This window comes from Rheinheimera sp. MM224, assembly GCF_947090785.1.
GTDB lineage: Bacteria > Pseudomonadota > Gammaproteobacteria > Enterobacterales > Alteromonadaceae > Pararheinheimera.
Window position 1 is genome coordinate 3,593,033 of the sequence record NZ_OX352320.1, and the last position, 25,614, is coordinate 3,618,646.

Below are 25,614 nucleotides of genomic sequence, written 5' to 3' on the forward strand. Positions count from 1 at the left end.
AACTTAGAAGGTTAATTTCAGGACCCGAAAGCTCCCACGAAAATTTGAAGCGGTGAATTATGTCAGCAATAGGCTTGGCTTGGCAAGCGAATTTTCTGCCGGAGCCTGCGTCAGCTCCGGCCTTGCTTTGGATCCTGCTACAAGCTTTCAGTCAGAATTTTTGGTGTGACAAAAATCAGTAATTCGGTTTTTTCATTAAAGTCATTACGGCGTTTAAATAAATTCCCTAAATACGGAATGTCGCCAAAAACCGGCACTTTTGAGGTGGTGTTGGTCATCTGCTGCTGATAGATGCCCCCCAAGACTACTGTAGCGCCATTATCGACCAGCACCTGGGTCTGGATGCGCTGAGTGTCTATCGCCTGTGCAGGGCCATTGCCTGTCGATACAGTTTCACCCCTTGTGTCCTGCGTGATCTCTAAATCCAGAATGATTTTATTGTCAGGTGTAATTTGGGGCGTCACTTCAAGGCTTAATACCGCCTTTTTAAAGGTGACTGTGGTAGCTCCACTGCTGGATGCTTCCAGGTAAGGAATTTCAGTGCCCTGCTCTATCCGGGCTTTTTTCTGATTGGCTGTAGTAATACGTGGGCTGGCAATAATTTCACCTTTATTTTCCTGCTCGAGTGCAGACAACTCCAAATCCAGCAAGGTGCCATCGGCAAATTTAGTTACATGAAAAGCTATACTACCGGCAGGATTCGCTACAGGTAAATTCACATTCCATCTGTCATTCAGCGCTGGTACTGTGCCGCCTGCCAGATCATTGGCACCAGGTGCATTGCCAGACCAGGCTCTGTCATTTTGCTGATCACTAAAACCCCAGCGTAAACCTATCTCGTCCCGCACATTGTCTTTGACTGTCACCATGCGGGATTCAATCAGCACTTGTTTCACCGGCACATCCAGCCGTCTTAATAAACGCCGAACGTTTTCAATAGTGGTCGCTGTATCTTTCACCAATAAGGTATTGGTTCTGTCATCCACTGCCACATTGCCACGGGCAGATAATAAGGTCGCTTCTTTATTGTTGAGTAAAGCAGCTATATCCGCCGCTTTGGCGTAATTAATAGGTAGAAACTCGGACATTAAAGGCTCCAGTTGCTCTACCTGTTGCTGAGCCTGCAGCTCTTTGGCTTCACGCGCGGCGAGCTCATCGGACGGCGCTATCATCAGAATATTGCCGTCCATACGTTTATCCAGTCCACGCACTTTCAGCACTATATCCAGCGCCTGATCCCAGGGTGTGCCGTCCAGCCGTAAAGTGATATTGCCTGTCACTGAGTCGCTGGTCACCAGATTAAAGCCGTTGTAATCCGCAATGATCTGCAGCACGGTGCGGACCGGAATATCCTGGAAATTTAGAGAAATAGCCCGACCGACATACTGGCCTGCTGCAGCTGTTTTGGTTTGTTCTGCAGATTTTTTCTGCACGACCAGATGAAATACCTCGTCAATTTGCTGGTAGCTGTAGGTAAAAGCGTCCAGGGTTTCAATCACTAACCTGGCTTTGTTGCCTTCGCGGAAAGTTTCAATGCCTTTGACCACAGTGGCAAAATCCAGCACATCCAGTTGGTACAACAGCTCATCGCTGATTTTAGTGTCATGGAAATCCAGCTGAATTTGGCCATTTTGCTCAACAACATCCACAGCAGCCGAGTTTTGTTGCAGGAACACCAGTACCTTGCCTTCGCCTTGTTCACCACGGCGAAAATCTATCGAATCAATTTCATTAATAAAGTCTTTGCTGTCTTGCTGTGCGAAAGCCCAAGCCGTCACAAACAGGCAAAGCAAACACAGGGCTTTACTAAAGCGGAGGAGCCTGCAGCTTGTTTTAATTTTTATCATCATTCAGCTCGCTCAGTTAGTTTCGGCTGCATCGACGGACGCATCCAACAATTGCAATTTGCTGTTTCTCTGCACAGTGCAACCACTGCCATCAGGAATAAATTCAGTGATCTCAATATAGTCTGGCTTTACAGCTATCACCTTGCCATGAAACAAACCCAGCCGATCGTTGATACTGATCCTATGCATGCTTTGATCAGATGCCTCAATCAAAGCCCACAACTGATCGGCATGTCCCAAAGTGCCGCGCATTTTCAGGTTATCTATAGCGTATTGTTCCAGTGCTTGTTTTTCGCGTTGATTATCCAGTTGAATACAACCGGGCTGATGCAGGGGCTGCTGATTGTAAGCCTCCGGCGACGGCACACTAAAAGGGCTACGCAACTCTGAGCTGGTGTAAGGTAAATGTTCAAAGGCTTTGACAGGAGGCAGAGGAGGAATTTTTGCATTAGAATTTGCTTTCACATCCGCCATAAACTGCTGAATATCAGTGGTGTCATCAAAACATCCAGTGAGCATTAGCAATGCGAGAATAACCACAACAGGAGTCCGTTTCATTTTTTCAGCTCCTTGTACCTGTAGGTTTTAGCAATAACACTAAAACTCTGATTACCCTCTTCTCTGCTTTGGATCACAAAATCATGCAAACTGACAATACGGGGTAATTTGGCGATTTCACTGACAAAGTTACCAATCTGGTGATAATCCCCTATGACTTCAATTTGAATTGGCAGCTCGGTGTAGAACTCTTTTTCAATTTCAGGCATCCAGTTAATACGGACAAAAGTAAGCCCTACTGAAGTGCCGGCAAAAGTAATATCATCTAACATGCCCGGCGTTTCATGGGTTGCTGGCAACTGTTTTAATAACACCGAAAAGGTTTTTTCCATTTCCAGCATTTGTTGCTGGTACAACTCCAGATTGATTGCCATCACATATTTTTTTTGGTAATCAACCCGCAGATCCAACTCTTTTTGTTGTGCTGTTTCGAGGTTCGTCACCTGAGTTTCAATCAGGAAAAAGTAACTCAGCAACATGACGGTTACGGCGACCACCAAAGCCAGCCCTACTTTTCCGGCCTTAGGCCAGGCGCCCATGTTATTAAAATCAATTTCAGATAAATCTATATCGGACAAGTTAATGTTCAGGCTCATTTGCTTGCTCCGGTTTTATTAGCAGCACCAGCCTTGCCTTTAGGTTCTGGCGGCGGTGGTGGAGCTTCTGCGCCCACTAAACCTAAGTGCATTTTGAAATCACTCAATAACCCACTGTCATCTTTGCTGGCCTGAATAAACTCCAGTACAGGCTGAGTAAGTAAAGGAGACTGCTCAATCACCCGCAGTAAACTGGATAATCTGTTGTTCGATTCACTTTTCCCTGTAACCAGTAATCTGTTAAATTTTTTATCCAAAGACACCAGATAAACGCCTGCTGGTACAGTTTTAGCCACTTCATCCATAATCTGAGTGCCCAGATTTCTGCTGCGCTGCAACTGCTCTATCAATGACATGCGTTGCTGCAAACCGGCTTTTTGTTTTTCCAGCGCCCTGATTTGAGCGATGCGCTGGTCCAACACCTGAATTTCTGTCTCAAGCAATGCATTACGACTGATTTGCCCTTCGACCCGAGCCTGATACAACCAGTAGACAAAAAACATCAGCACAAAAGCCAACACCGCAACTTGCGCTAACACTGTCAGATAATTCAGTTGTTGTTGTTTGCGCGCGGCTTCACGCCATGGCAGCAGGTTTATTGATGCCATGAGTTAAAACTCCGCAGTGCCAGCCCGGTCGCAATCATTAAATAGGGCGCTTTTTCGGTCAGCTCCTGACGATTGACTGTCGCAGCAGATTCCATATAACGAAATGGATTGGCAATCACAGTCTGGATCGCGAGCTCATCGCTGATCAGTTTATCTATGCCATCCAGCAAGCTGGTGCCGCCACTGACCAGTAAATAATCCACCTGCTCTTTGCCACTGGTGGTCAGGTACATTTGAATTGCACGGCGAATTTGTTGTAATAACATGGTCTGAAAAGGCGCCAGCACTTCAAAGCTGTAGCTCGGAGGCAAGTCAGCCAGGATTTTCGCCTGCTCCGCTTCTTCGTAGGTTTTATTGTAGTAATTCATAATGCTGCGGCTGTAATGCTCGCCACCAAAGGCAATATCTCTGGTATAGAGGTTTTTATCCCCTTCCACTATGCTCAGCAAGGTCATAGTGGCACCTATATCCAACACGGCCACCACTTTTTGTGCGGCATCTTCAGGCAATTGATCCAGGCATAATTCGGCAGCGCGACTTAAGGCTGAACTTTCAACATCTATGACTTTGGCGGTAAATCCAGCGGACTCCAGCGCAGTCACTCTTGCCTGTACGCTTTCGGTGCGGGCGGCACTCAAGAGCACATTGACTTTACTTGGGTCGGTTTCATTGGCTTCGAGCCGTTCAAAATCTAAACTGACTTCGTTTAGCGGGTAAGGAATTAAACTATCGGCTTCTAATTCAATCTGACGGGCTAATTCAGTGTCTGTTAAACTGGCATCCATAAAAATTACTTTACTGATCACCAAAGAACCTGACACGGCAGCTGCAGCATACTTGATTGATTTATCTATTTTTTTCCTGATATTTAATAAAGCATGGGCAACAGCTTCGATATCCTGAATTTCACGATCCACCATTGTGCCTTTCAGCATAGGTTCTATTGCAAAGGCTTCTACTTTATAATGCTGGTTGTGTTGGCTCAATAACACAGCTTTCACAGCATGTGAGCCAATATCGACCCCTAACATCAAAGTTTTTTTTGTTTGAAACAGCTGTTTTAGCATAGCGTCCCGTGCACAGGTCAATGATTTATATTGATCTTCTGTCAAGAGCTTAGTCGTTTCATACAAGATTGCGTAGGGTAGGCAAAAAGCTTTTTAAAAAAAATAGACTAGCATTCCCGCTAGATCCGAAAATATACATTGAGGTTAATCAGTGTCGTGGTTTAAAAAACTAATCATTCTGGTGATTGCAGGTGCTTTTTCCGTTGTAGCTTTGGTTGCAGCAAGTTACTGGTACGTCAAAGATGACCTGCCAAGTGTAGCCACATTAAAAGATGTGAAGCTGCAAACACCTATGCGTGTCTTTAGTCAGGACGGCGAGCTTATTTCACAATTTGGTGAAAAGCGCCGTATTCCATTAAAACTGGAAGAAATGCCTGATTTATTGATTAAAGCTGTGCTCGCAACCGAAGATAACCGCTTTTATGAACACCCTGGCATTGATGTGATAGGTATGTTCCGCGCTGCGACCGTAGTGGCATTCAGTGGTGAAGCCAAACAAGGCGCCAGTACTATTACTCAGCAGTTGGCCCGGGTGTTTTTCCTGACCCGCGAGAAAAAACTGATCCGTAAAATTAAAGAAATCTTTTTAGCTTTACGTATTGAACAAGAGCTGACGAAAGACGAAATTCTGGAACTGTATTTAAACAAAATCGAGTTAGGCCAGCGCTCTTTTGGTGTTGGTGCTGCAGCCCAGGTCTATTTTGGTAAAAACATTCAGGACTTAACTTTATCTGAAATCGCTATTATTGCCGGTTTGCCACAAGGCCCTTCGGTACTGAACCCTGTACGTTCACCAAGCCGTGCCCGCGCCCGTCGTAATATAGTCTTGGGTCGTATGCTGAATGAAGGCTATATCACTCAGGCCCAGTACGATGAAGCATTGCAGGAACCTATTTTATCCAAACTGCACGGCGCACAAATCACAGCTTCTGCACCTTATATTGCAGAAATGGTTCGTCAGGAAGTGGTCGATAAATACGGCGAAGAAGAAGCCTATTCCAAAGGTTTTCAGGTATTTACCACTGTAGATTCCAGATTACAGGGCAAAGCCGTCGCTGCGGTGCAAAAAAATGTTGTAGGTTATGACGAACGTCACGGCTACCGTGGTCCTGTTGCAACCTTATGGCAAGCCACAGCAGAGCCACAACAAGATGGATCTGTGAAGTTCGCTGAAAAAGATCGTCTGAGCGATGAAGCCATTTTGGCTTATCTGGATACACAAGATGGCTTAGAGGATTTAATCCCAGCCGTGATCACTGAAGTAGCAGGTCAACAGGCTGAAGCCATTTTATCCGGTGGTCGTAAAATTACTCTGCCATGGCAAGGTTTGAACTGGGCCCGTGCTTTTATCAGCCACGACAGACAAAGCCACGCCCCTAAAGCCGCAGCTGATGTATTAGCACCAGGTATGCATGTGCTGGTGCGCCCTGCAGCAGGCGAATGGCGTTTAGGCCAAATTCCTGGGGTCAGTGGCGCTATTGTGGCTATTAATCCAAAAGATGGCGCTGTACAGGCCTTAGTAGGTGGTTACAGTTTTGCCATGACACAGTTTAACCGCGCCACTCAGGCGAATCGTCAGGTCGGTTCAAACATTAAACCTTTTATTTATTCGGCGGCTTTGGAATCCAATCTGACGCTGGCGACTTTAATGAACGATGCGCCTATTCATGAATGGGATGAAGGGTCAAATCAGGCATGGCGGCCTAAAAACTCACCTGAAGTTTATGACGGTGCTATCCGTATTCGTGAGGCGTTAGCCAAATCGAAAAACGTGGTAGCGGTGCGCTTATTGCGCGCTGTGGGTATAGAGAAAACCCGCCAGCATCTGACGAAGTTTGGTTTCAGAGACAAAGACTTACCTCACAGCGAAACTCTGGCTTTAGGTTCTGCGTCACTGACTCCGCTTGAACTGGCGACAGGTTATGCCGTATTCGCGAACGGCGGCTATTTAGTGAAGCCTTATGTCATTACCAAAATTCTGGATGATCAAAACAACCTGATATTCGAGCATGTGCCTGTGCCTGTATGTTCCGACTGCGAACAACAAGACTTAGCAGCCAAAGCGGCTGCAGAACAAGCGGCAAAAGAAGCCGCCGCTTTGGCTGAAACGGCCGATCCTGAAGCTCAGTTGGAGGCTACCTTTGCAGAGCAAACCGCAGCCACTGAACAAGCGGCTGTTGCTGAAGCTCCGGCTTATGCTCCACGGGTTTTATCAGCGCAAAATTCCTTTTTAATTGCTGACGCGCTAAAAAGCTCGATTTGGGGTGGCGGTGACTGGAAAGCTGGTACTGGCTGGAACGGCACAGCCTATAAGTTAAAAGAGTTAAAACGTCAGGATTTATCCGGTAAAACCGGTACCACCAATGATGTGAAAGATGCCTGGTTCTCTGGTTTTTCACCTGATTTAGTGGTGACATCCTGGGTCGGTTTTGATGATGCTGAAAGCCGCTTAGGCAAAACAGCCTGGAATAATAATCTGGGTAAAGATCAGATCGCTGGCGGTGAGTCAGGTGCGAAAACCGCATTACCGGCCTGGCAGGAATTTGTTGGTTTTGCCTTAAAAGACAAACCTCAGGTTTTTGTACAACCCCCTGTAGGTATTACCTCAGTGCGCATTGATTTGAAAACTGGTTTGCTGACTCAGGCAACAGATAACAGCAGTGGTTTTGAGTTTTTTATTCAGGGCACAGAACCTAAAACTTATATCAATTCGTCAGTACAGCAGCTGCCTACACAAAATAATCAGCAACAGCAGGAAGAAATCGAGTTGTTCTGATGGCTGACACCAGCTAAAAAACAGGCCGCTTTTGCGGCCTTTTTGTCACCAATACTGTATACCCATAGGGATTAAGGTCTGGCGGCGATCACTTCTATCTCAACCAACATCCCCTCTGCCACTAAACCTGCGATTTGAACCGCAGAGCGGGCTGGTAAAGCAGGTTGCTCTTTAGTACCAAAATATTGGGTATAGCCTTTCATAAAACCGGCAAAATCCATTTTTCCACCCAAAGCCGGGTCACCCACCAGAAAGACAGTCATTTTAATCACATCGCCCATACCCAAACCTTTTTGCTTTAAGGAGCTTTCAATCTGGCTCAGCACACTTAAGGTTTGCTCTTCCGTATTGCCCCAAAACTCCACACTACCCTTGGCAGCTTTTGGATCTTTAGGCGCTGGCACCTTGCCACTTTCAAACACCAGTTTGTTCACTTCCACCGCATTGGCTATAGGAAAGGTACTGTTGTCAGGTAAAGGATAACGTTTTACTTCAGCCAGCAGGCTGCCGCTTGCAACACAAAGTGATAACAAAGCTAATTTGGTCAGGCTTTTCATTCGGTAGTTTCCTCTTATTTTTTACTATCCGTGGTTTGAATTTTTGTGGTTTGCATGTCGGTGTTTGGCAGGCTCAGCGTATTGATATAAGCCACAAGATCATTCAGATCCTGTTCCTGTTGCAGCGTCGCTGCGATTTGTTTCATCACAGCGCCACGGGCATCTTTTTCGTCAGTCCCCCGCTGTCCGCTGCGGTATGCTTGTAACTGACGTACTAAATACCAGCTGTATTGACCAGCCAGAGGCGGAGCGCCCATCGGCTGATTCCCTTGCGCTGCAGCACCATGGCAAGCGGCGCAAGTCTGAAACAGCTGCTTACCATGACTGATATCTCCAGCTACAGTTTCAACCGCTTTGCTGGCCTGAAAGCCCGTGATAAAACCAATAGCACGTTTTACGTCCTCCGCACTCATACTTTTAGCCACTGCCATCATTTCTTTGCTGTAGGTATCTGTTGTTTGATGACCCCGCCAACCAGATTGAAAAGCCTGTAGCTGAGCGGATAAATACCAGTCAGGTAAAATAGCCAGATTCGGTGCACTGATGGCTTCGTTGCCTTGTGCATTGCTGCCATGACAGACCAGGCAGTACTGCGCATCCTGATGAAAAGTCTCAGCCTGAACAGAAGCACAAATCAACATACAACCTAAGATCCAGTCCTTCATACAGACACCTGCTGCTGTTTTTGTTGCTCTTGCTGCTGAATACTTTCCATCGCATACCAGGCAGAGCGCACGGCCCCTTCCTGCCAGCCAGGGTGATAACTGACCTGATCACCGACCATATAATGCCTTCCTACAGGAGCTTGTAAGGTGGCAAAACTGGTTTTCAGCAAATCTTCCGACCAGACAGCGCCACAACCCAGCATATGATTCATACGTTGCCAGCAAATGCTATTACCCTGCTCTATGTATTTGCCATAATCCGGATGCAGTTTCGAGCCCTGACTGATAGCTGCGGCTATACGTTCTTGATTGGTCATCGCAGAAAAACGATCCGATATGGCCGGGTCCCAACTATAAGCTCCCAGTAAAATACCTTTGGTTTTAAACATGCCATGTGACGGATACCAGATTTGAGTGATGTCCTGATTGGTCCAACTGATGCCGGAATAAATCTGCTCTTTCTCCCAAAACCGTTCTTTGGCCTGCAGGGCTATTTTCGATAACTTTCCACGCTGTAACTGACGCATCACGCCGACATAATCAGCCGGGAAATTGTTTTCTATGCCTGCCATCAACTGAGCAGGAATGCAGTTCAGGCAATAATCGGCCTGCTCCACCTGCAACTGCCCATCCAACCAATAGCTGACTTCAACCCCTTGTGGCAGCAGCTGCACTTTCTGTACCTGAGCTTTTAACTGTACCTTGCCAGCTAAGCGACTTAAAAAAGCATCAACAATTTTGTCCATACCACCAACAGGCGTCATCAATGCAGCAGACTGATCCGATATTTCGCCAAAATGCATAGCACCAGCCCAGAAATTACTTTGCAGTAAATCAGCAAAAGCTCTCGGTTTTTTCAGCACACCAGGCGATAAAATACCTCCAGACTGATAACCGGCTCTTTCGCTGCCTTCATAAGTAAAATCACTGGATAAATCGCCGTAAGCACGACAAAATTCAATCAGTTTTTGTTTGTCGATATCATCAAAAGGAGCATCCAGTTTGGTTTGTGCCTGAATAGATTTCGCCATCAGTTCACTGAAAAAACCACGGGTATCCGCTTCGTATTCACGAATACGCACAGGTTTTCCGGCAAAGGCATTGTCATCCTGGGTGTAGCAGTTTTTGTTGTAGTTGCAAAACATCTGCATCTCAACAGCAAACTCGCGACAGTAATGCAAAATCGCAGTGTGATGGGCCGGAATACGGGCTGGACCTGCATTAAAATACAGATCGGGGTCTTTATCAAAGTTACAAAATTGCGGGGTTCCTAGCTCATCGATAAAATCGCCATGACGAATGGTGAAGTTTCGGCCACCAGCCCTGTGAGACGCTTCAAGGATTTTGCACTGGTACCCTGCTTTGCCCAGTTCATAAGCAGCCACCAGACCGCTGATGCCAGCTCCGAGTATCAGAACAGTTTTACGCCCTGTGGTCAGAGGTTTCAGCTTTACCAGTTCAGGTTGAGCCGCAACTGGTGCTGTCGCAAGTAAGCCAAATAAACCTGCTGCCTGTAACATGGCGGCTGAACCACCGACTTTCCCTATCCACAGCAAGGCTTCTCTTCGGCTTAAGCCTTTATTATTTATATGTTTTTGTTCTGGATTTGTCATAGGCTTTGTTACCTCAACATCCTGCAAAAAGCAGACGGGTCAACATGAAAGAAAACAGAACTCAGGTTGTGGTATCCCTGATGCAGCCTGAGCTCTGTCCTACTGCTAAATCAGAAGGTGTAAACGCCACGGAAGTAGTAATAACCGCCGTTAAAACCATAAGGCGAAGTGACAGGGTATTTAGCCCCTACAGAATCACCGTACGGGTTCAATCCCGGATATTCATCAAAGGCATTTTGTGCACCCACTATCAGTTCTATGTTGTTGCTGAGCATGTAACCCAATTCAAGATCAACCAGAAATGCTGAACCTTCTGACATGCCCTGAGTGGCGTCGTAGGTATCGTCCACTTCCCAGAAAGAACCAAAGTAGTTCACCCTTGCCAGCGCACGCCAGTTGTCTTCAGAGTGATTAAAGCTGATGCTACCGCGGGTTTTAGGTAAGTTCTCTTCCAGAGTGCGGATTTTGACGTCGTCAATATTGGTGGTCAGTGGATCAACAGTAACTTCAGTTTTGTTCCAGTTCATCACAAAACTTAATTTGGACGCACCTGATCCCAAATCCAGATCCTGGCTGACGACTAAGTCTGCGCCTGTGGTTTCAGTATCAAAGTCGTTGGTGAAAAAGGTAATAGTGGAATAACTGGTGGCATCGTTAATGCCCATCGCCAGCAACGCAGCCACATCCTCTGCTGTCAGTTCCAGCGCAGAGGTTTGGCTTAATCTGTCTTCCACATCAATACGGTACATGTCTAACGAAACATGGGTAGAACCAAACTCACCCACCAGACCAAAGGAGACGTTTTCCGACTCTTCCGGTGTTAAAGGTTTACCGCCTTTTTGGATAGAAATAGGGTTATCAGGCGGCAAAGTGGCCTGATCCACCAAACCGTTTGGACCAAAAAGTGTACTGACGTTCACTACTTTACTTTGACCTATAGTAGGAGCACGGAAGCCTGTACCAGCTGCTGCACGAACTGACAGACTGTCGGTCATTTTAAATAAACCTGATACCTTCCAGTTGGTGGTATTGCCAAAGTCGGAGTAGTCTTCATAACGCACAGCAGCGTTGAGCATCAGGCTCTCAGAAACCCAGCTGGACGCATCGGTATAAAAAGATAAATTGTGACGACTGAACACCCCAGCAGTTTCAGGTTTAAAGCCCGGAAAACCGTTAGAACCAATACCAAAACCCTGGTCAGCTAACACACCCACAGAATAAGAGGCGACATCACCGGCCTTCACTTCAAAGGTGTCTTCACGCCATTCCATACCACCGGCCAGCACCAGCGCATCGTAGAGGCCCACTTCAAACTCGCGGAACAAATCCATATTTAACCCGAGTTCACTTTGTACATAAGTACCAGGACTAAAACTGGTCGGCGAATTGGCACCTAAAGACGCGTTCACTGTGTTATTGATTTTAAACTCAGCCTCGTTACGGCCGTAAGATGCACTTAAGTCAAAAAACACTTCATCAACCAGCTCGCCCTTCACGCCACCGGCTATCGCGCTGTCGGTGACTGTGCCGCCAAATCTTGGTGTAAAACCACCAGGGAACATTTCAACAAAAGACCAGCAATTCGGATCTGCAGTGACGGCGGCCAAGTCGGAAGCAATAGGAATACCGTTGGCATCCAGACGCAATGGACCACAGCTGTTGCCATCATCCGGCGTCATATCGCCGACCAATACCGAATCGTAATCGACCCCATCCACAGTGACTTCGGGACCAGCATAAACCCCGCCTCTGGTATTGGGGTTACGGTAATAAAAACCACCATCCACATCACGCGAAGCGTGGTTACCAAAAGCGTAAGCTTCTTTACCGTTCTTTAAATCAAGTTCCAGATTGGCGAAAAGTTTGTAGTCGTCTTTGATTTCCGGTGAACCCCAGACCTGAGCTGGATTTTGCACTGCGGTATTGCCGGCTTCAATCAAAGCGGCTGCATCAGAGCGCTGCACACTGCGATCGGTTGGATCGGCGTTTTTGTATTCAAAACTGAAGTTGGCAGACCCTGTATCTGTTAAAGGTAAACCTATATTACCGGCCAGGGTTTCACTGGCACCGTCGCCTTCATAATGCTGGCCCCACTTGGCTTCCAGCACACCACCTTCATTATCATTTTTTAGCTGGAAGTTCAGTACACCAGCTATCGCATCAGAGCCATACTGAGCGGCAGCACCATCGCGCAGCACTTCGACTTGTCGTATCGCCACCGCAGGGATCACAGAGATATCCGGGCCCTGAGCGCCGTCAGAAATACCACCACCAGCAAAGGCAATAACAGAGGCTCTGTGCCGTCTTTTGCCATTCACTAACACTAGCGTTTGATCAGGACCCAGACCACGTAAATTGGCGGGGCGGATTAAGGTTGCGGCATCGCTGATAGACTGGGCATTGATGTTAAAGCTTGGAACCAGGGTACTCAGCATATTGAGCATATCCGGGTTGCCCTGATTAGCAAACTCTTCAGCCCCTATAATATCAATAGGCACAGGAGACTCACCGACAGAACGTGGCGCAGCACGGGAACCGACCACCGCAATTTTCTCTACATTTTCTTTCTCTTTGGCAGCATCATCTTCTTCGGCCGCCAAAGCCAAACCACTATAGCCCAGTAAAACAGCACCTTGTAATGCGGCACCTATCTGCAGACATAACGTACTTTTTTTTATTTTCATAGTTTTTATCCAGGGTGAGAGGTATGATGTTCCTGCACTACGCGACAAAAACTGCAACGCCGCCTGCTGATTTTCCATTCACTTAATCAACATATAAATACAGTCCTACTTAGTTCCACTCACGTCAATTGAATAAAAATTAACCATCAGATGAAAATTAGTATTTTATATAACACGATGTTTACAGTGAGTTTTTACTGAAAATAACAAAGAATAATTGCTGCACCACAATAAAACAGCGACAGAAGCACCTCGTTACCAAAATGAATATAAATGCACCACTGCGGTTCATTAATTTGCGCTTTGCTCTTCTTAGTGCAGCCTGCTCAACCCTATTTAGTGCATATTTTTCAAGCAGAACATCTGTATTAAAAATAGCTATTTTTAGCCCGTCATCCGTCAGCCCTGATACATTCACTTACACAAGCCAATGAATTTTTTAAGAAAACAGCGGTCAGACCTATTAATACAATTCAGGATGATAAAAGATGATAAATACAAAAGGTTTGTTAGAGCAGTTGTTAAAAGCTGGCTCTGATGTGGTACAGAAAAAAACGTCGGGCACCTCGGGTGCTAAAACTGCGGATTTATCCTCTGTCAGTAGTTTACTGTCAGGTTTTGGTGGAGGAGCTTTGTCAGGCGGCGCTTTAGCTATGTTACTTGGCTCAAAAAAAGGCCGTAGTATGGGTGGTAAAGTCATTACTTATGGTGGTCTGGCGGCTTTGGGTGTGCTGGCTTATAAAGCCTATGGTAACTGGCAACAGCAAAACAAAGGCAAAGTTGATCAACACGAACCGCAGACTGTGGATCGCTTACCGGCTCCAGAGGCAGAGCTGCACAGTAACGCTATTTTAAAAGCGCTGATTGGTGCAGCTAAAGCTGATGGTCATATTGATCAACAGGAACGCGAATTGATCGACAGCGAAATAGCAAAATTGACGTCGGATTTAAGCCTGCAGCGCTGGTTTGATCAGGAGCTGGCCAAAGCTTTAGACCCTGCCGATATCGCAAGTGCGGCTACTACACAGGAAATGGCTGCTGAGATGTATCTGGCGAGCCTGCTGGTGATCAACGAGCAAAACTATATGGAAGGTGCTTATCTGCAGGAACTGGCACGTCAGCTTCAATTGCCGGTTGAACTGAAAGCTGAGCTGGATTTTCAGGCTAAGCAGGCGTTAGCCGCTTAACTTTTGGCTACGGTAAAAAGCAAAAGAGCCGGATAAAAAATCCGGCTCTTTTCGTTGGAACAGATTAATTCAGAGTGCTTCGAACCATACTTTGGTTGCATCCAGCGCTTCTTTAACTCTATCAGGACTGGTACCGGCTAAAGAAGCACGTTTCGCCAGACCTGCTTCAATGGTCAGGGCGGCAAAAACATCATCGCTGATTAAAGGCGATACCTGCTGCATTTCAGCTAAAGCTAAAGCTTCCAGTGGTTTTTGCTGTTTCGAAGCCACCAGCACCAGCTCACCTGATAACTCATGAGCATCACGGAAAGCGATGCCTTTACCGACCAGATAGTCAGCCAGATCTGTGGCATTGCTGTAGCCCAACTCTGCAGCTAAACGGCAACGTTCCACATTAACCGATAAATGCGGCAGCACTGTCGCCAGCACCAGCAAACATTGTTGCCAGCTTGCCACTAAATCAAAAAAGCCTTGTTTGTCTTCCTGCATATCTTTGTTGTATGCCAAAGGCAAACCTTTAAGTACATGCAAAATAGCCACTAAATGACCCAGCACCCGGCCGGTTTTGCCACGTAATAACTCAAACACATCAGGGTTTTTCTTCTGTGGCATCAAGGACGAGCCGCTACTAATCGCATCACCCAGCTTAAAGAAAGCCGCTTCGCCTGAGCAGAAGAAGATCACGTCTTCAGATAAACGCGATAAATGTGTCATACACAAAGAGGCAGTGGCAGATAACTCCACCACATAATCCCGGTCCGACACTGCATCTAAGCTATTGAGCGCAGCTGATTTAAAACCTAAACGCTGGGCTAAAGCTGTGCGGTCGATTTGAATACCAGTACCAGCTAAAGCACCACAGCCTAAGGGGCAGACGTCCATCCGCTCTAAAGCATCGTCAATACGGCTTAAATCCCGTTTAAACATTTCGATGTAAGCCAAAGCCCAGTGACTGACCAGCACAGGTTGAGCCCGTTGCAGGTGAGTAAAGCCCGGCATCACAGCACCAAAATGCGCATCAGCAAAAGTAATAAGGGCACCAATGGCGGTGATTAAAGTGCTGCGAACCTGACTGGCATTCAGTTTGGTCCACAAGCGTAAGTCGGTCGCCACTAAGTCGTTACGGCTGCGGCCTGTGTGCAGCTTTTTCGCCACCGCACCAATTTTTTGCTGCAACTGAGCTTCCACCCAGCTATGAATATCTTCTTCCTGTGTCTGCAACGGCAGCTTAGGATTAGATTCCAAAGCTAAAGCTAAATCAGCCAAGGCATGATCCAGTTGCTCTGCTTCGGCAGCGCTAATAATGCCGGCTTCAAGCAAACCTATGGTCCAGGCACGGGAGGCCTGAATATCCTGTTGCGCCAGCTGATAATCAAAACTTAATGAGTCATTAAATTCACTGAACTCGGCCAGACTGGCTTCGGTAAACCGACCACCCCACATCGCCATGATAAATACCTCTTATCCAAATAGAATGGGCGGCTTGATAGCCGCCCTAATAATCATCAAACCCAAAGATTACTGGCCGGCTTTAGTGTGCAAAGCACGAATACGGCTGGCTAAGCTATACAGGCGGATAAAACCTGCAGCATCTTTTTGGTTGTACACTTCATCGCCTTCAAAAGTCGCGAAGGCTTCAGAGTACAGGCTGTTTGGTGAACGGCGTTGCGTCACAGTTACGTTGCCTTTGTACAGTTTGACGACTATGTCACCTGTCAGTTGGTCGGCTAAAGAAGTCGCAGCGGCTAACAAGGCATCTTTTAACGGCGTGAACCAGCGACCATCGTACACCAGCTGAGCAAACTCTAAGCCCACTTCTTCACGGTATTTCAGTGAAGTACGGTCATACACCAGCGATTCCAGTGCACGTAAGGCCGCCACTAAAATAGTGCCGCCAGGAGTTTCGTAACAACCACGGGATTTCATGCCCACTAAACGGTTTTCAACGATGTCGATACGGCCTATGCCATGCTCTGAACCAATAGCGTTCAGCACTTCAATGGCTTTGACCGGAGCTACAGCTTCACCGTTTAATTGGGTCAGTTCGCCTTTTTCAAAACTTAACTGAATATGTTCGGCTTTATCCGGCGCCTGCTCTGGTGATTTAGTCCACATCCAGATTTGGTCTGATGGCTCATTCCACGGGTTTTCAATCTCACCACCTTCGTGCGAGATATGCCATAAGTTGGCATCACGGCTGTAAATTTTGGTGGCAGAAGCTGTGGTTGGCACATTTTTCTCAGCCAGGTAATTCAGCAGCGACTGACGTGAGTTAAATTGCCATTCACGCCATGGCGCTATCACTTTTAACTGCGGTGCTAAGGCGGCAAAAGCACCTTCAAAACGCACCTGATCATTACCTTTACCGGTACAACCGTGGCATAAAGCATCAGCACCTAATTTCAGCGCCAACTCAACCTGAGCACGGGCAATCACAGGGCGTGCCATAGAAGTACCCAGCAAATACTGGCCTTCATACACTGCACCTGTTTTTAAGGTGGGGTAAATCACTTCTTTGACTAACTCTTCGCGCAAGTCGACCACGTAGCAAGAGCTGGCACCTGACTTAATAGCTTTTTCTTCCACACCAGCCAGTTCTTCATCGCCCTGACCTACGTTGGCAACAAAAGCTATCACTTCACAGTCATAGTTATCTTTTAACCAAGGCACAATGGCTGATGTGTCTAAACCACCTGAATACGCTAACACTACTTTTTTGATACTCATGTCCAACCTCAACTAAATAAACTGACTAATACGGCATTCTGAGCGTGCATACGGTTTTCTGCCTGTTGCAACACTAACGAATTATCGCTGTCCAGCACTTCGCTGGTCACTTCATGCCCACGGTGTGCAGGCAGGCAGTGCATAAAATGTTTGATGGCTAAACGCTGCATCACTGCAGTATTGATCTGATAAGGCGCAAACAGGTTCTCGACCAGTTTAGGGTCGGCCTTCGCGCCCATCGACAACCAGGTGTCGGTGTAAATAGCATCCGCACCAGCAGCAGCTGACACATGCTGACTTAAGGTCAGTTTAGCGCCACTTTTTTCTGCTATCGCCTGAGCTTTTAACAATACATGAGCATCAGGACCAAAACCTTGTGGTGTGACCACAGTCAGCGTCATGCCCATAATGGCAGCGCCTAACATCAGCGAGTGGCAGACATTGTTACCGTCGCCAACAAAAGCCAGATGCACCTGACTTAAATCGCCATAATGCTCTTTTAATGTCAACAAATCGGCCAGCGCCTGACAAGGATGGTACAAATCGCTCAGTGCGTTAATCACTGGTTTTTTGCTGCTTTGCGACAGTTGCACTAATGTTTTCTGAGAATAAACCCGCGCCACTATGGCATCACACCAACAGGCCAGATTACTGCCAAAATCTTCCACTGATTCGCGTACGCCCATAGCTCCGTTTTGCTGATCCAGATACACACTGTGACCACCCAATTTATTGATCCCTACATCAAAGCTGACGCGGGTTCGCAAAGAAGGTTTTTCAAACAACAAGGCAATGCTTTTACCTTTGAGCGCAGAGCTGTAGTGCTCTGGATTTTGTTTGATCTGAAGTGCAAGCTCCAGCAGGTCGGATAATTGGGTCTGGTCTAATTCAGCTAAACATAAAAGCTGGGTTAATTTACTCATAAAAACACACTGCATGTCCGCTAGGCGGCATCCTTATCGTTACAACAGGCTCAGCTTCTGTTGGAGTCAACAGGGTATCAGGCGCTGTTTTGTTTCGGGATCAATACACGATGCAAGTACCTACTGCTTCTTGTTGCATCAACTTTAATAAATCGTCCGGATGCTGCCATCCTGCCACTGTAATATTACGTTTCAGTGCTTGGGCAGTTTCGAGCGCAGCATCCAGTTTTACTTTCATGCCACCTTTAATCACGCCATCAAGCACCAGTTGCTGGGCTTCTTCGGCAGTTAAGGTGGGGATAAGCTGCATATTGGCATCGAGAATTCCTGGCACATCGGTCAGCAATACCAGTTGGCCTTGTACCAGCTGACAAATAGCAGCAGCTGCGATATCGGCATTCACATTCAGTAGCTGACCATCGGCACTTAAACCAATAGAGCTGAATACAGGAGTAAAGCCCTGAGCCAATAAGGTATTCAGCAGTAGTGGATTATTAGGTTTGGCAATACCAACAGCGCCTAATTTATGATTAATATCAAAAGCTAAACTACCACCTGCTGCCAGACTTAAACCCACTGGATTTAAACCCTGTAATGTCGCCCGAGCCACCATATCAGCGTTGACTGCTCCATCTAAAGCACCTGTGATCACTGGCATTTGTTCAGCTGGAGATACCCGTTGGCCATCAATTTTTTCAGTGGTAAACCCAAATTTAGCCAGCCACTGATCCACCTGATCGCCACCGCCATGCACCAACACTATTGGATACTGAGTTTTTAACTGGGCACAGACTTTTAATAAGGCATCTAAAGCGGTCTGATCCTGTAATAAACGGCCACCCATTTTAAGTACTAAAGGTGTCTGGCTCATTCTGCTGCTCCTGCAAATAAACCTGCGGTTTCAGGAGCACCAAATTTGATATTGGCCGCCTGCATCGCCTGTGCAGCAGCACCTTTGAGTAAGTTATCAATAGCGGACACAATCACCAGTTGCTCACCATCCTGTTGCCAGTGGATATCACAAAATGGCGTGCCTGCCACATCAGCCACATTGGGCGAATGTTTGACTAAACGTACTAATGGCTTAGCTGCATAAGCCTGCTGGAAAGCGGCAGCCACTTGCTCTGCAGTAACGCCAGACTTTAAAGTCACCACGCTGGTGGCCAAAATGCCACGTTTAAAGTTGCCTAAATGTGGCGTAAACACCACTTTTCGGCCTAAATTCTGCTCAATTTCAGGTCTGTGTCTGTGTTTAAAGAAGCCATAAGCATTCAGGCCCACTTCGCAAAATGATGTACTTAATGCTGCTTTACGGCCCGCACCTGACACACCGCTGGTGGCGTTGATCACAGGAATACAGCCATCGGCCACTAAACCTGCTTTTAACAAAGGCAATAACGCCAGCGAACAGGCAGTTGGGTAACAACCAGGCACAGACACCAGCTGTGGCAACGGCTTATCCAGCCATTCCATCAGTGAATACACAGCTTGATCCAGTAATTCCGGATGCTGATGCTCATAGCCATAATATTTAGGATACAAAGCCGGGTCTTTTAAACGGAAAGCGCCGGATAAATCAAACACGGCTATGCCTTTGGCCAATAACAAAGGCGTGACAGCTTCACTGACTTCATGTGGTAAAGCTAAAAAAGCCACATCCAGTTTGCCTGCTAACTCTTCCACTAAATCATCAGTCCACGGCTGTACCACTACATCCACAACGTTTTGATAACGTGGATATAAATTCGAAAAAGGTTCAACAGCACGGCCAGCGGAAGCAAAAGCGTAACTCAACTCAAAATACGGATTCCGTGCCAACATAACGGCCAATTCGGCGCCGCTATAGCCGGCAGCACCTAATACAGCGCTGCGCAGTTTGGTGGTAGGGGAAGTGGATTGAGTGGACATAGATCGCTGAGTCTCCGAAAACAAAAATAATAAATTAAGGCCACGCCAAAAAAGTGTGGCCAGTGTAGTGGCTTCGCCATGCAGTTTCAAGAATTATTATGCTGAATTAGTGAATTTTTATTTTATTTAATTCATAAATTCAAACAAGCACCAGATCCACTGCAGAAAGACCACAGCTTAGACCAAAATGGCCCAAGGCAGAAGTCAAACAGACTTAAATCAAAGACCCACTGCTTCACCTTGAGGATCGATGTTCTGGCCTGGCAGGCTGTTTAGCGCATCAGCTAAGGTTGAATAAAAACTCAAAATACCAGGCAAAGGTTGCACCTTAGCTTTTGCCAGAGTTTTTAGCGGTTGAAAGGTTAAGTCTGTCACCAATAAATGAGTGCCCTGCTTTTCAGCCAGACTGACCAGTTTGGTAAAAGCTGAGAGTCCACCTGCATCCATCAGCGTCACGGCATCCATCACTAAAATAGCGCCTTGCTGTTGCTTGAGTTTGACCGATAGCTCACCAAAAACCCGGTCTGCTGCAGCAAAAAACAAAGGACCACTGACCCGAAATGCTTTCCAGCCTTCGGGCAAAGGCTCCGTCAGGTATTTTCTGTTATGACTGATATCCGCCACGCGAGTCATATCAGCCACTTGTTTAACAAAGAAGAAGGCCGCTATGACCATGCCACAGCTGATGGCGATGACCATATCAAACAGCACTGTAAAGCCAAAACAAATCAGGAAAATAATGATGTCGTTACGGGGCGCTGTTTTTAACAGATGCACAGCTTTAGGCGCTTCACTCATATTCCAGGCGACAACCAACAGTAAAGCTGCCATAGCCGCCATAGGCAGATAGGCCAATACAGGCGCCAGTACCAGCAAGGCCAATAACACCACCAGCGCATGGATCATGCCGGCTATGGGCGATTGAGCACCAGCACGCACATTGGCAGCAGAGCGGGCTAAAGCAGCTGTTGCAGTAAAACCGCCTAAAAATGGCGCCACTATATTGCCAATGCCCTGGCCTAATAATTCGCTATTCGCGCTGTGCCTGCGCCCTGTCATACCGTCCAAAACTACCGCGCACAGTAAGGATTCAATAGCGCCTAACATCGCCATTGCAAAAGCTGCTGCCAATAAGTCTTTCACCATTTGAGTACTGAACTCTAAGGCTTGCCCGCCAGGGCCTGCCTGCAACCAGGGCCAGGTCAGTTCGGGTAATACAGCAGGTATGCCCTGCCCTTGCGAGCCATCAGGCAATAGATAACTAAATCGACTACCTATGGTATCCAGCTCCAGCCCAAACTGAGCCAACGCTAAGGCCAAAGCTGTTGCAATCACTATGGCGGGTAAATGGGGTGGTAAAGGCAATTTGAGTTTAGGCCAGAGCCACATCACAACTAAAGTGACAACAGCCACCAGCAAGGATGGCCAGTGCAGATCGGGTAAAGCAAAAGACAGTTGCTGTAATTTCTCTAAATAGTGCTCAGACAGCTTGTCTATCGGCAAACCAAAGACGTCTTTAATTTGCAAAGTCGCAATCACCACAGCAATACCGCTGGTAAAACCTAAGGTGACAGCTTCGGGAATATATTCGATAAAACGGCCAAAACGCATAGCGGCCATGATGATCAACATCACACCAGACAAAATGGTCGCAAGCAGCAAGCCCGCCAGACCATAACTTTGGGCAACAGGGTATAAAATAACCACAAAAGCCGCGGTAGGCCCGCTAATGCTGTAACGTGAGCCACCGGTCAGGGCTATCAGAAAACCTGCGATAACTGCTGTATACAAACCGTATTGCGGCGGTACACCACTGGCAATAGCCAGCGCCATCGCCAGAGGAATGGCGATAATACCGACAGTGATACCGGCCATTAGATCCAGCTTAAAAGCGCCAAAGCTATAACCTTCAGCCAGACACTCCCGCAGCGCATGACCCATACGCAAAGAAAATAAATATGAGCGGTGCGACATCTGAATCCGTCCAGTGGCAAAACACAAGCTGAGTGTAACTAAGTCTAGCTGCTAAGGTGTTGATCTAGTGTAAAGATTCAGCTCTTTGGGACTAAAGTATAAGTTTCGACACTCTGATAGCTCACGCCCTGCTCAGTGCTGATGGAGTGATACAAAGCCACTTCTGTACAAAGCAGGCGTAATGGCTGAACAGATAAAGGAAAAGCGTCTGCAGACTGAAACTTACGCGCCAGGGTGACATGAGGTACGAAAATTTCCGGCACTGGCGCATTCAGAAAAGGCAACGCCAGCTGTTGCAGCTGTTGTTGTAAGGCCATCAGAGCTTCGGGTGGTTGAGAGATACCGAGATATAGCACTTGGGCCTGCCTAAACTGATTCAGCTGGTCAAAACAAAGTTCAAAAGGATGTAGCTCGTGAAGCACTTCCAGGCTTTGTAACCATAACTGCTGTTGCACAGCTAAAGCTTGCTGACCTAAAAATACCAATGTCAGATGCAGGTTGTTGGCTGGGTGCCATTTAGCATCCTGACAAAAAGCCGGCTGCTGATAAGCATGCAACAGCCGCTGTTGTTCTGGGCTGAACTTCAGACTGAGGAAACATCTGTCGTTCATGCTATGCATGACGTCAGGCAATGGCACTCTGCGGCCGCACGCCTAACAAGTGGCAGATGGCATAACTCAATTCGCAGCGGTTTAAAGTGTAGAAGTGGAAATGATTCACCCCTTCACGGCTTAACACTTTGACCATATCCATAGCGATGTTAGCTGCCACCAAATTACGGGTGGTGGCGTCTTGATCCAGGCCTTCATAGGCTTTATTCATCCAGCCTGGTATAGCTACGTTAGTCATGTTGGCGAATTTAGTCAGTTGCTGAAAGTTCGTCACAGGCAAAATGCCCGGTACTATTTCGACATCTATCCCAATAGCGGCGCAACGGTCGCGGTAGCGTAAGTATTTTTCCGGTTCAAAAAAGAACTGGGTAATAGCACGGGAAGCACCGGCATCCACTTTGCGTTTTAAGTTCAGTAAATCAAACTGAGCGTTTGGTGATTCAGGGTGTACTTCAGGGTAAGCCGCCACTGAAATATCAAAGTCGGCCACTGAACGTAAAATTTCTACTAAATCTGCTGCATACAAAGCTGGTTTTTCTTTGTTGCCCGGCGGTAAATCACCACGCAAAGCGACAATATGACGAATGCCATTGTCCCAGTAGTCTTTGGCAATACGCTCAAGTTCAGCACGGCTGGCATCAACGCAGGTTAAATGCGGTGCAGCTATTAAGCCGGTGCGCTGTTTAATCGACTTAATAATGTCATGGGTACGGTCACGCTCACCTGAATTCGCACCATAAGTCACAGAGACAAAAGAAGGTGCCAAAGGCGCTAAACGTTCAATCGATTGCCATAAGGTGTTTTCCATCTGCTCGGTTTTTGGTGGGAAAAACTCAAAGCTGACGTTGACCTTGCCTGCCACATCCTGCAGGTTGCGGTTAATAGACTCTAGATACTGTGCGCTGACAAAAGACATATTATTTCTCACTTCACCCAGGCTGCGGCCTGAGCCTGACTATGTTTAGCTGCTTTGGCAGCGGCAATTTTTTGTTTGGCTAAAATGGCTAAGTCGGCATGAACACCACCAGCCGTCACCTGACGACCAGCGCCAGGGCCTTTTAACACCAATGGATTCTGTTGATACCAGTCGGACTCAATGACAAAAATATTGTCACAAGGCAAAATGGCCGCCAGCGGATCAGTCTGCTCTACAGCCACTAAAGACACCTGCGCCTTGGCTTTGCCTGCTGCTATCTTTAAATCGGCGACATAACGTAAGACTTTACCCGCAGCCTGAGCTTGTTGCTGTAGCTTAGCTAATTCCTGATCAAGCACTTCACGCCCTGCCCAAAAGTCATCAATGCTGCCACCGCTTAACGAAGCGGGTAATAAAGGCTCCAATTCAATCTGATCAATATCCAAATCTAAATCCAGCTCACGGGCCAGCACCAGCAATTTACGTTGTACGTCTTTACCCGATAAATCATCGCGTGGATCAGGTTCAGTTAAACCTAGTTGCTGCGCTTCTGAGACAAAGTCGGAAAAGGCTTTGCTGCCGTCAAATTTTGCCAGTAACCAGGACAAGGTACCGGAGAAAATACCGCTGATCCTATGTACTGTATCGCCGCTGCTTTTTAATTCCTGCAATAAACGCTGTACCGGTAAACCTGCACCTACAGTGGTATTACTCAGCCACTGCACCTGCTGCTGTTCAGCCGCTTGTTTAATCTGCTGATACTGCGCCAGTGGCAAGGTCACACCTTGTTTATTGGCACTGATTAAATCTAAACCTGCGTTGATAAACTGCGGATAACGTTCAGCAAAAGCCCGGCTTGGCGTTAAATCCACCAGCACTTTAGGTTCAGGCAACTGCTGCAGTGCCAGCTCCAACTGAGCTTCAGTATAAGCAGGAGCCAAAGACAGCGCCTGCTGCCAGTTGTGAATATCAATTTTTTCGGCAAAAAGCGCCTGACGGGAATTCAATAAACCCGCCAGCTTTAAATTGATCTGACCAGCAAAGGCTTGCTGCTGCTTCGCCAATAAAGCTAAAAACTCAGCGCCGACATTGCCTGTGCCCGCCACGACTATATTCAGCTGCACTTGAGTTGGCAGTAATAGCTGATGCAGCTCTGTCAGCTCCAAAGAGGTTAAAGCGCTTTGGAATAACCATAAAGCCAGCTGTTCGTCTTCAAAACTAAAAGCTGCTTGCTGACGGTCTAACCAACGCCCTGCTGCTGCATTAACTTGTTTTTGCTGACGGGCTGCAGGTTTCACCCAGACCACCGCATGAAATGCCTGAGGATTCACCCGTGCAAATACTTGCTGACCAGCCAGATAACTTAATAAGCTATCCACCTGATTGCTGGCCACTATCCACTGATCCGCAGCTTTAGGTGCTGCAAAGACAGTAATTTGTAAGGCGGAAGCCACAGCTGCAGCAGTTAATTTGCAACTTGCAGGCACAGTCACTAATGCAGCTTGTGTTAAGTCAGTTAAAAACTGCACTTCAATAGCGGCTTGTTGGCTGACTTTGCAGCCAGGGTGATTCGGTTCAAAACTGCTGCGTACTATTAAATCGGCTGGAGCATCCAATAAAGGACTTAAAGTTTTGGCGTGTAACACCGGATTACCAAGCTGAGCCAAAGTTAAAGCCTGTTGCCATGGCACCTGACGGTAAGCCCGGGCTGAAGGCACTTTACGTGGGTCGGCGCTGTAAATTGCATCCACATCAGTCCAGATATGAATAGCCTGAGCCTTCACTAAACGGCCCACTATAGTGGCTGAATAGTCACTGCCATTACGGCCTAAGGTGATGCTGTTGCCTTGTAAATCACGGGCTATATACCCAGTCACCACTTTAATGCCTGTGCTTTCAAAAGGAGCCAGCCATGAAGAGGACACTTCGTATTGCACTTCGCTGCCATCTAAACGTAAAAAATCACGGGCATCAATAGCAGTGGCGGTCAGACCTTGTTGATTCAGTAAAGCCGCCAATAACTGGCTGGATAAACGCTCACCTATCGCCAGCACATCGTTAAACTGAGCACTAGCTAAAAAGCCCGGCACTTCAGCGAACCAGCTTTGCACTTTGCTGATAAGCGCAGCCGCGTTTTGTTCATTTAAAGTGCGCTGAATAAGTAAACCCAGCTTTTCCGCCAGTTGCTGTAACAGTACAGCAAAAAGCTCTGGTTGTTCGCGGCTGTCGATTAAAGCTAATAACTCATCAGTGGTGTCGCCAGGTGCTGATACCACCACCCAGGCTTCTGGCTCTTTTGCCACAATAGCGGCGACCGCAGAAAAACGCTCAGCACTGGCTAAGCTGCTGCCGCCAAATTTATGCACTGTGTTTTTATGATTTAATGGACTACTCATC

20 protein-coding genes are annotated in these 25,614 nt (G+C 47.1%); 2 read left to right on the forward strand and 18 right to left on the reverse strand.

From position 1 onward, the window contains the following. Positions 1-137 precede the first annotated feature (137 nt). The 5 genes from OM978_RS17015 to OM978_RS17035 all read right to left on the reverse strand — a co-directional run bounded on the left by OM978_RS17015 (position 138) and on the right by OM978_RS17035 (position 4,676). Entirely contained in the window at positions 138-1,778 is a 1,641-nt protein-coding gene (locus tag OM978_RS17015; RefSeq protein WP_264343468.1) for a type IV pilus secretin PilQ, read from the reverse strand. 81 nt (positions 1,779-1,859) lie between these two features. Next, positions 1,860-2,405, reverse strand: a complete 546-nt coding sequence (locus OM978_RS17020; RefSeq protein ID WP_264343469.1) for a pilus assembly protein PilP — start codon at positions 2,403-2,405, stop codon at positions 1,860-1,862. Next, positions 2,402-3,001 (reverse strand): type 4a pilus biogenesis protein PilO, encoded by a 600-nt coding sequence (locus OM978_RS17025; protein WP_233008318.1) that lies wholly within the window; start codon positions 2,999-3,001, stop codon positions 2,402-2,404. Before OM978_RS17025 ends, OM978_RS17020 begins: the two co-directional genes overlap by 4 nt. Continuing rightward, positions 2,998-3,609: a PilN domain-containing protein gene (locus OM978_RS17030; protein ID WP_264343470.1), complete on the reverse strand. Its 612-nt coding sequence runs from the start codon at positions 3,607-3,609 to the stop codon at positions 2,998-3,000. Before OM978_RS17030 ends, OM978_RS17025 begins: the two co-directional genes overlap by 4 nt. Then, on the reverse strand, positions 3,597-4,676 hold the full coding sequence (locus OM978_RS17035) for a pilus assembly protein PilM (RefSeq protein WP_264343471.1): 1,080 nt from the start codon (positions 4,674-4,676) through the stop codon (positions 3,597-3,599). Before OM978_RS17035 ends, OM978_RS17030 begins: the two co-directional genes overlap by 13 nt. Positions 4,677-4,827: 151 nt before the next feature. Between OM978_RS17035 and OM978_RS17040 the strand changes: the two genes are divergently transcribed. Further along, positions 4,828-7,452, forward strand: a complete 2,625-nt coding sequence (locus OM978_RS17040) for a penicillin-binding protein 1A (protein ID WP_264343472.1) — start codon at positions 4,828-4,830, stop codon at positions 7,450-7,452. 71 nt (positions 7,453-7,523) lie between these two features. On the opposite strand, the gene OM978_RS17045 is transcribed toward OM978_RS17040, so the two are convergent. From OM978_RS17045 to OM978_RS17060, 4 genes are all read right to left on the reverse strand, one after another. Continuing rightward, a complete protein-coding gene (locus OM978_RS17045) occupies positions 7,524-8,009 on the reverse strand; it encodes a RidA family protein (RefSeq protein ID WP_264343474.1) in 486 nt (161 codons plus the stop codon). Between the two features lie 14 nt (positions 8,010-8,023). After that, positions 8,024-8,674, reverse strand: a complete 651-nt coding sequence (locus OM978_RS17050) for a c-type cytochrome (protein ID WP_264343476.1) — start codon at positions 8,672-8,674, stop codon at positions 8,024-8,026. Beyond that, positions 8,671-10,287: a flavin monoamine oxidase family protein gene (locus OM978_RS17055; protein WP_264343477.1), complete on the reverse strand. Its 1,617-nt coding sequence runs from the start codon at positions 10,285-10,287 to the stop codon at positions 8,671-8,673. The genes OM978_RS17050 and OM978_RS17055 overlap by 4 nt, the downstream gene beginning before the upstream one ends. 110 nt (positions 10,288-10,397) lie before the next feature. Then, positions 10,398-12,971: a TonB-dependent receptor plug domain-containing protein gene (locus tag OM978_RS17060; protein WP_264343479.1), complete on the reverse strand. Its 2,574-nt coding sequence runs from the start codon at positions 12,969-12,971 to the stop codon at positions 10,398-10,400. Between the two features lie 488 nt (positions 12,972-13,459). Here OM978_RS17060 and OM978_RS17065 point away from each other — a divergent pair, with 488 nt between their 5' ends. Continuing rightward, entirely contained in the window at positions 13,460-14,158 is a 699-nt protein-coding gene (locus tag OM978_RS17065) for a tellurite resistance TerB family protein (RefSeq protein ID WP_264343481.1), read from the forward strand. Between the two features lie 69 nt (positions 14,159-14,227). Here OM978_RS17065 and argH read toward each other — a convergent pair whose 3' ends face one another. The 9 genes from argH to metL form a co-directional block, all read right to left on the reverse strand. Continuing rightward, complete coding sequence (gene argH / locus OM978_RS17070) at positions 14,228-15,607, reverse strand: argininosuccinate lyase (RefSeq protein WP_264343482.1); 1,380 nt, start codon at positions 15,605-15,607, stop codon at positions 14,228-14,230. Positions 15,608-15,676: 69 nt separating this feature from the next. Next, a complete protein-coding gene (locus OM978_RS17075) occupies positions 15,677-16,891 on the reverse strand; it encodes an argininosuccinate synthase (RefSeq protein WP_264343483.1) in 1,215 nt (404 codons plus the stop codon). 2 nt (positions 16,892-16,893) lie between these two features. Continuing rightward, positions 16,894-17,808, reverse strand: coding sequence for an ornithine carbamoyltransferase (locus OM978_RS17080; protein ID WP_264343484.1), 915 nt, complete (start codon positions 17,806-17,808; stop codon positions 16,894-16,896). 100 nt (positions 17,809-17,908) lie between these two features. After that, the gene (gene argB / locus OM978_RS17085) at positions 17,909-18,679 is read right to left on the reverse strand and encodes an acetylglutamate kinase (protein ID WP_264343485.1); all 771 of its coding nucleotides are present in this window, start codon (positions 18,677-18,679) and stop codon (positions 17,909-17,911) included. Next, entirely contained in the window at positions 18,676-19,716 is a 1,041-nt protein-coding gene (argC, locus tag OM978_RS17090; RefSeq protein WP_264343486.1) for an N-acetyl-gamma-glutamyl-phosphate reductase, read from the reverse strand. The genes argB and argC overlap by 4 nt, the downstream gene beginning before the upstream one ends. A 219-nt stretch (positions 19,717-19,935) precedes the next feature. Next, positions 19,936-21,690 carry a C4-dicarboxylic acid transporter DauA gene (dauA, locus tag OM978_RS17095; protein ID WP_264343488.1) on the reverse strand — a complete coding sequence of 585 codons (1,755 nt, stop codon included), beginning with the start codon at positions 21,688-21,690 and terminating at the stop codon, positions 19,936-19,938. A 77-nt stretch (positions 21,691-21,767) separates the two neighbouring features. After that, positions 21,768-22,301 (reverse strand): RNA 2',3'-cyclic phosphodiesterase, encoded by a 534-nt coding sequence (gene thpR, locus OM978_RS17100; protein WP_264343489.1) that lies wholly within the window; start codon positions 22,299-22,301, stop codon positions 21,768-21,770. Positions 22,302-22,314: 13 nt separating this feature from the next. Next, positions 22,315-23,217, reverse strand: coding sequence for a methylenetetrahydrofolate reductase (gene metF, locus OM978_RS17105; protein WP_264343491.1), 903 nt, complete (start codon positions 23,215-23,217; stop codon positions 22,315-22,317). An 8-nt stretch (positions 23,218-23,225) separates the two neighbouring features. Then, positions 23,226-25,613, reverse strand: a complete 2,388-nt coding sequence (gene metL, locus OM978_RS17110; RefSeq protein ID WP_264343492.1) for a bifunctional aspartate kinase/homoserine dehydrogenase II — start codon at positions 25,611-25,613, stop codon at positions 23,226-23,228. Between the last annotated feature and the right edge of the window lies 1 nt (position 25,614).

Coding starts and splice junctions, on each gene's coding strand:
- dauA (WP_264343488.1), bottom strand. CDS start 21,690: ATGTCGCACCGCTCATATTTATTTTCTTTGCGTATGGGTCATGCGCTG.
- argC (WP_264343486.1), bottom strand. CDS start 19,716: ATGTCCACTCAATCCACTTCCCCTACCACCAAACTGCGCAGCGCTGTA.
- argB (WP_264343485.1), bottom strand. CDS start 18,679: ATGAGCCAGACACCTTTAGTACTTAAAATGGGTGGCCGTTTATTACAG.
- OM978_RS17025 (WP_233008318.1), bottom strand. CDS start 3,001: ATGAGCCTGAACATTAACTTGTCCGATATAGATTTATCTGAAATTGAT.
- OM978_RS17035 (WP_264343471.1), bottom strand. CDS start 4,676: ATGCTAAAACAGCTGTTTCAAACAAAAAAAACTTTGATGTTAGGGGTC.
- OM978_RS17045 (WP_264343474.1), bottom strand. CDS start 8,009: ATGAAAAGCCTGACCAAATTAGCTTTGTTATCACTTTGTGTTGCAAGC.
- OM978_RS17050 (WP_264343476.1), bottom strand. CDS start 8,674: ATGAAGGACTGGATCTTAGGTTGTATGTTGATTTGTGCTTCTGTTCAG.
- argH (WP_264343482.1), bottom strand. CDS start 15,607: ATGGCGATGTGGGGTGGTCGGTTTACCGAAGCCAGTCTGGCCGAGTTC.
- metL (WP_264343492.1), bottom strand. CDS start 25,613: ATGAGTAGTCCATTAAATCATAAAAACACAGTGCATAAATTTGGCGGC.
- OM978_RS17030 (WP_264343470.1), bottom strand. CDS start 3,609: ATGGCATCAATAAACCTGCTGCCATGGCGTGAAGCCGCGCGCAAACAA.
- OM978_RS17055 (WP_264343477.1), bottom strand. CDS start 10,287: ATGACAAATCCAGAACAAAAACATATAAATAATAAAGGCTTAAGCCGA.
- OM978_RS17020 (WP_264343469.1), bottom strand. CDS start 2,405: ATGAAACGGACTCCTGTTGTGGTTATTCTCGCATTGCTAATGCTCACT.
- OM978_RS17065 (WP_264343481.1), top strand. CDS start 13,460: ATGATAAATACAAAAGGTTTGTTAGAGCAGTTGTTAAAAGCTGGCTCT.
- metF (WP_264343491.1), bottom strand. CDS start 23,217: ATGTCTTTTGTCAGCGCACAGTATCTAGAGTCTATTAACCGCAACCTG.
- OM978_RS17080 (WP_264343484.1), bottom strand. CDS start 17,808: ATGAGTAAATTAACCCAGCTTTTATGTTTAGCTGAATTAGACCAGACC.
- thpR (WP_264343489.1), bottom strand. CDS start 22,301: ATGAACGACAGATGTTTCCTCAGTCTGAAGTTCAGCCCAGAACAACAG.
- OM978_RS17060 (WP_264343479.1), bottom strand. CDS start 12,971: ATGAAAATAAAAAAAAGTACGTTATGTCTGCAGATAGGTGCCGCATTA.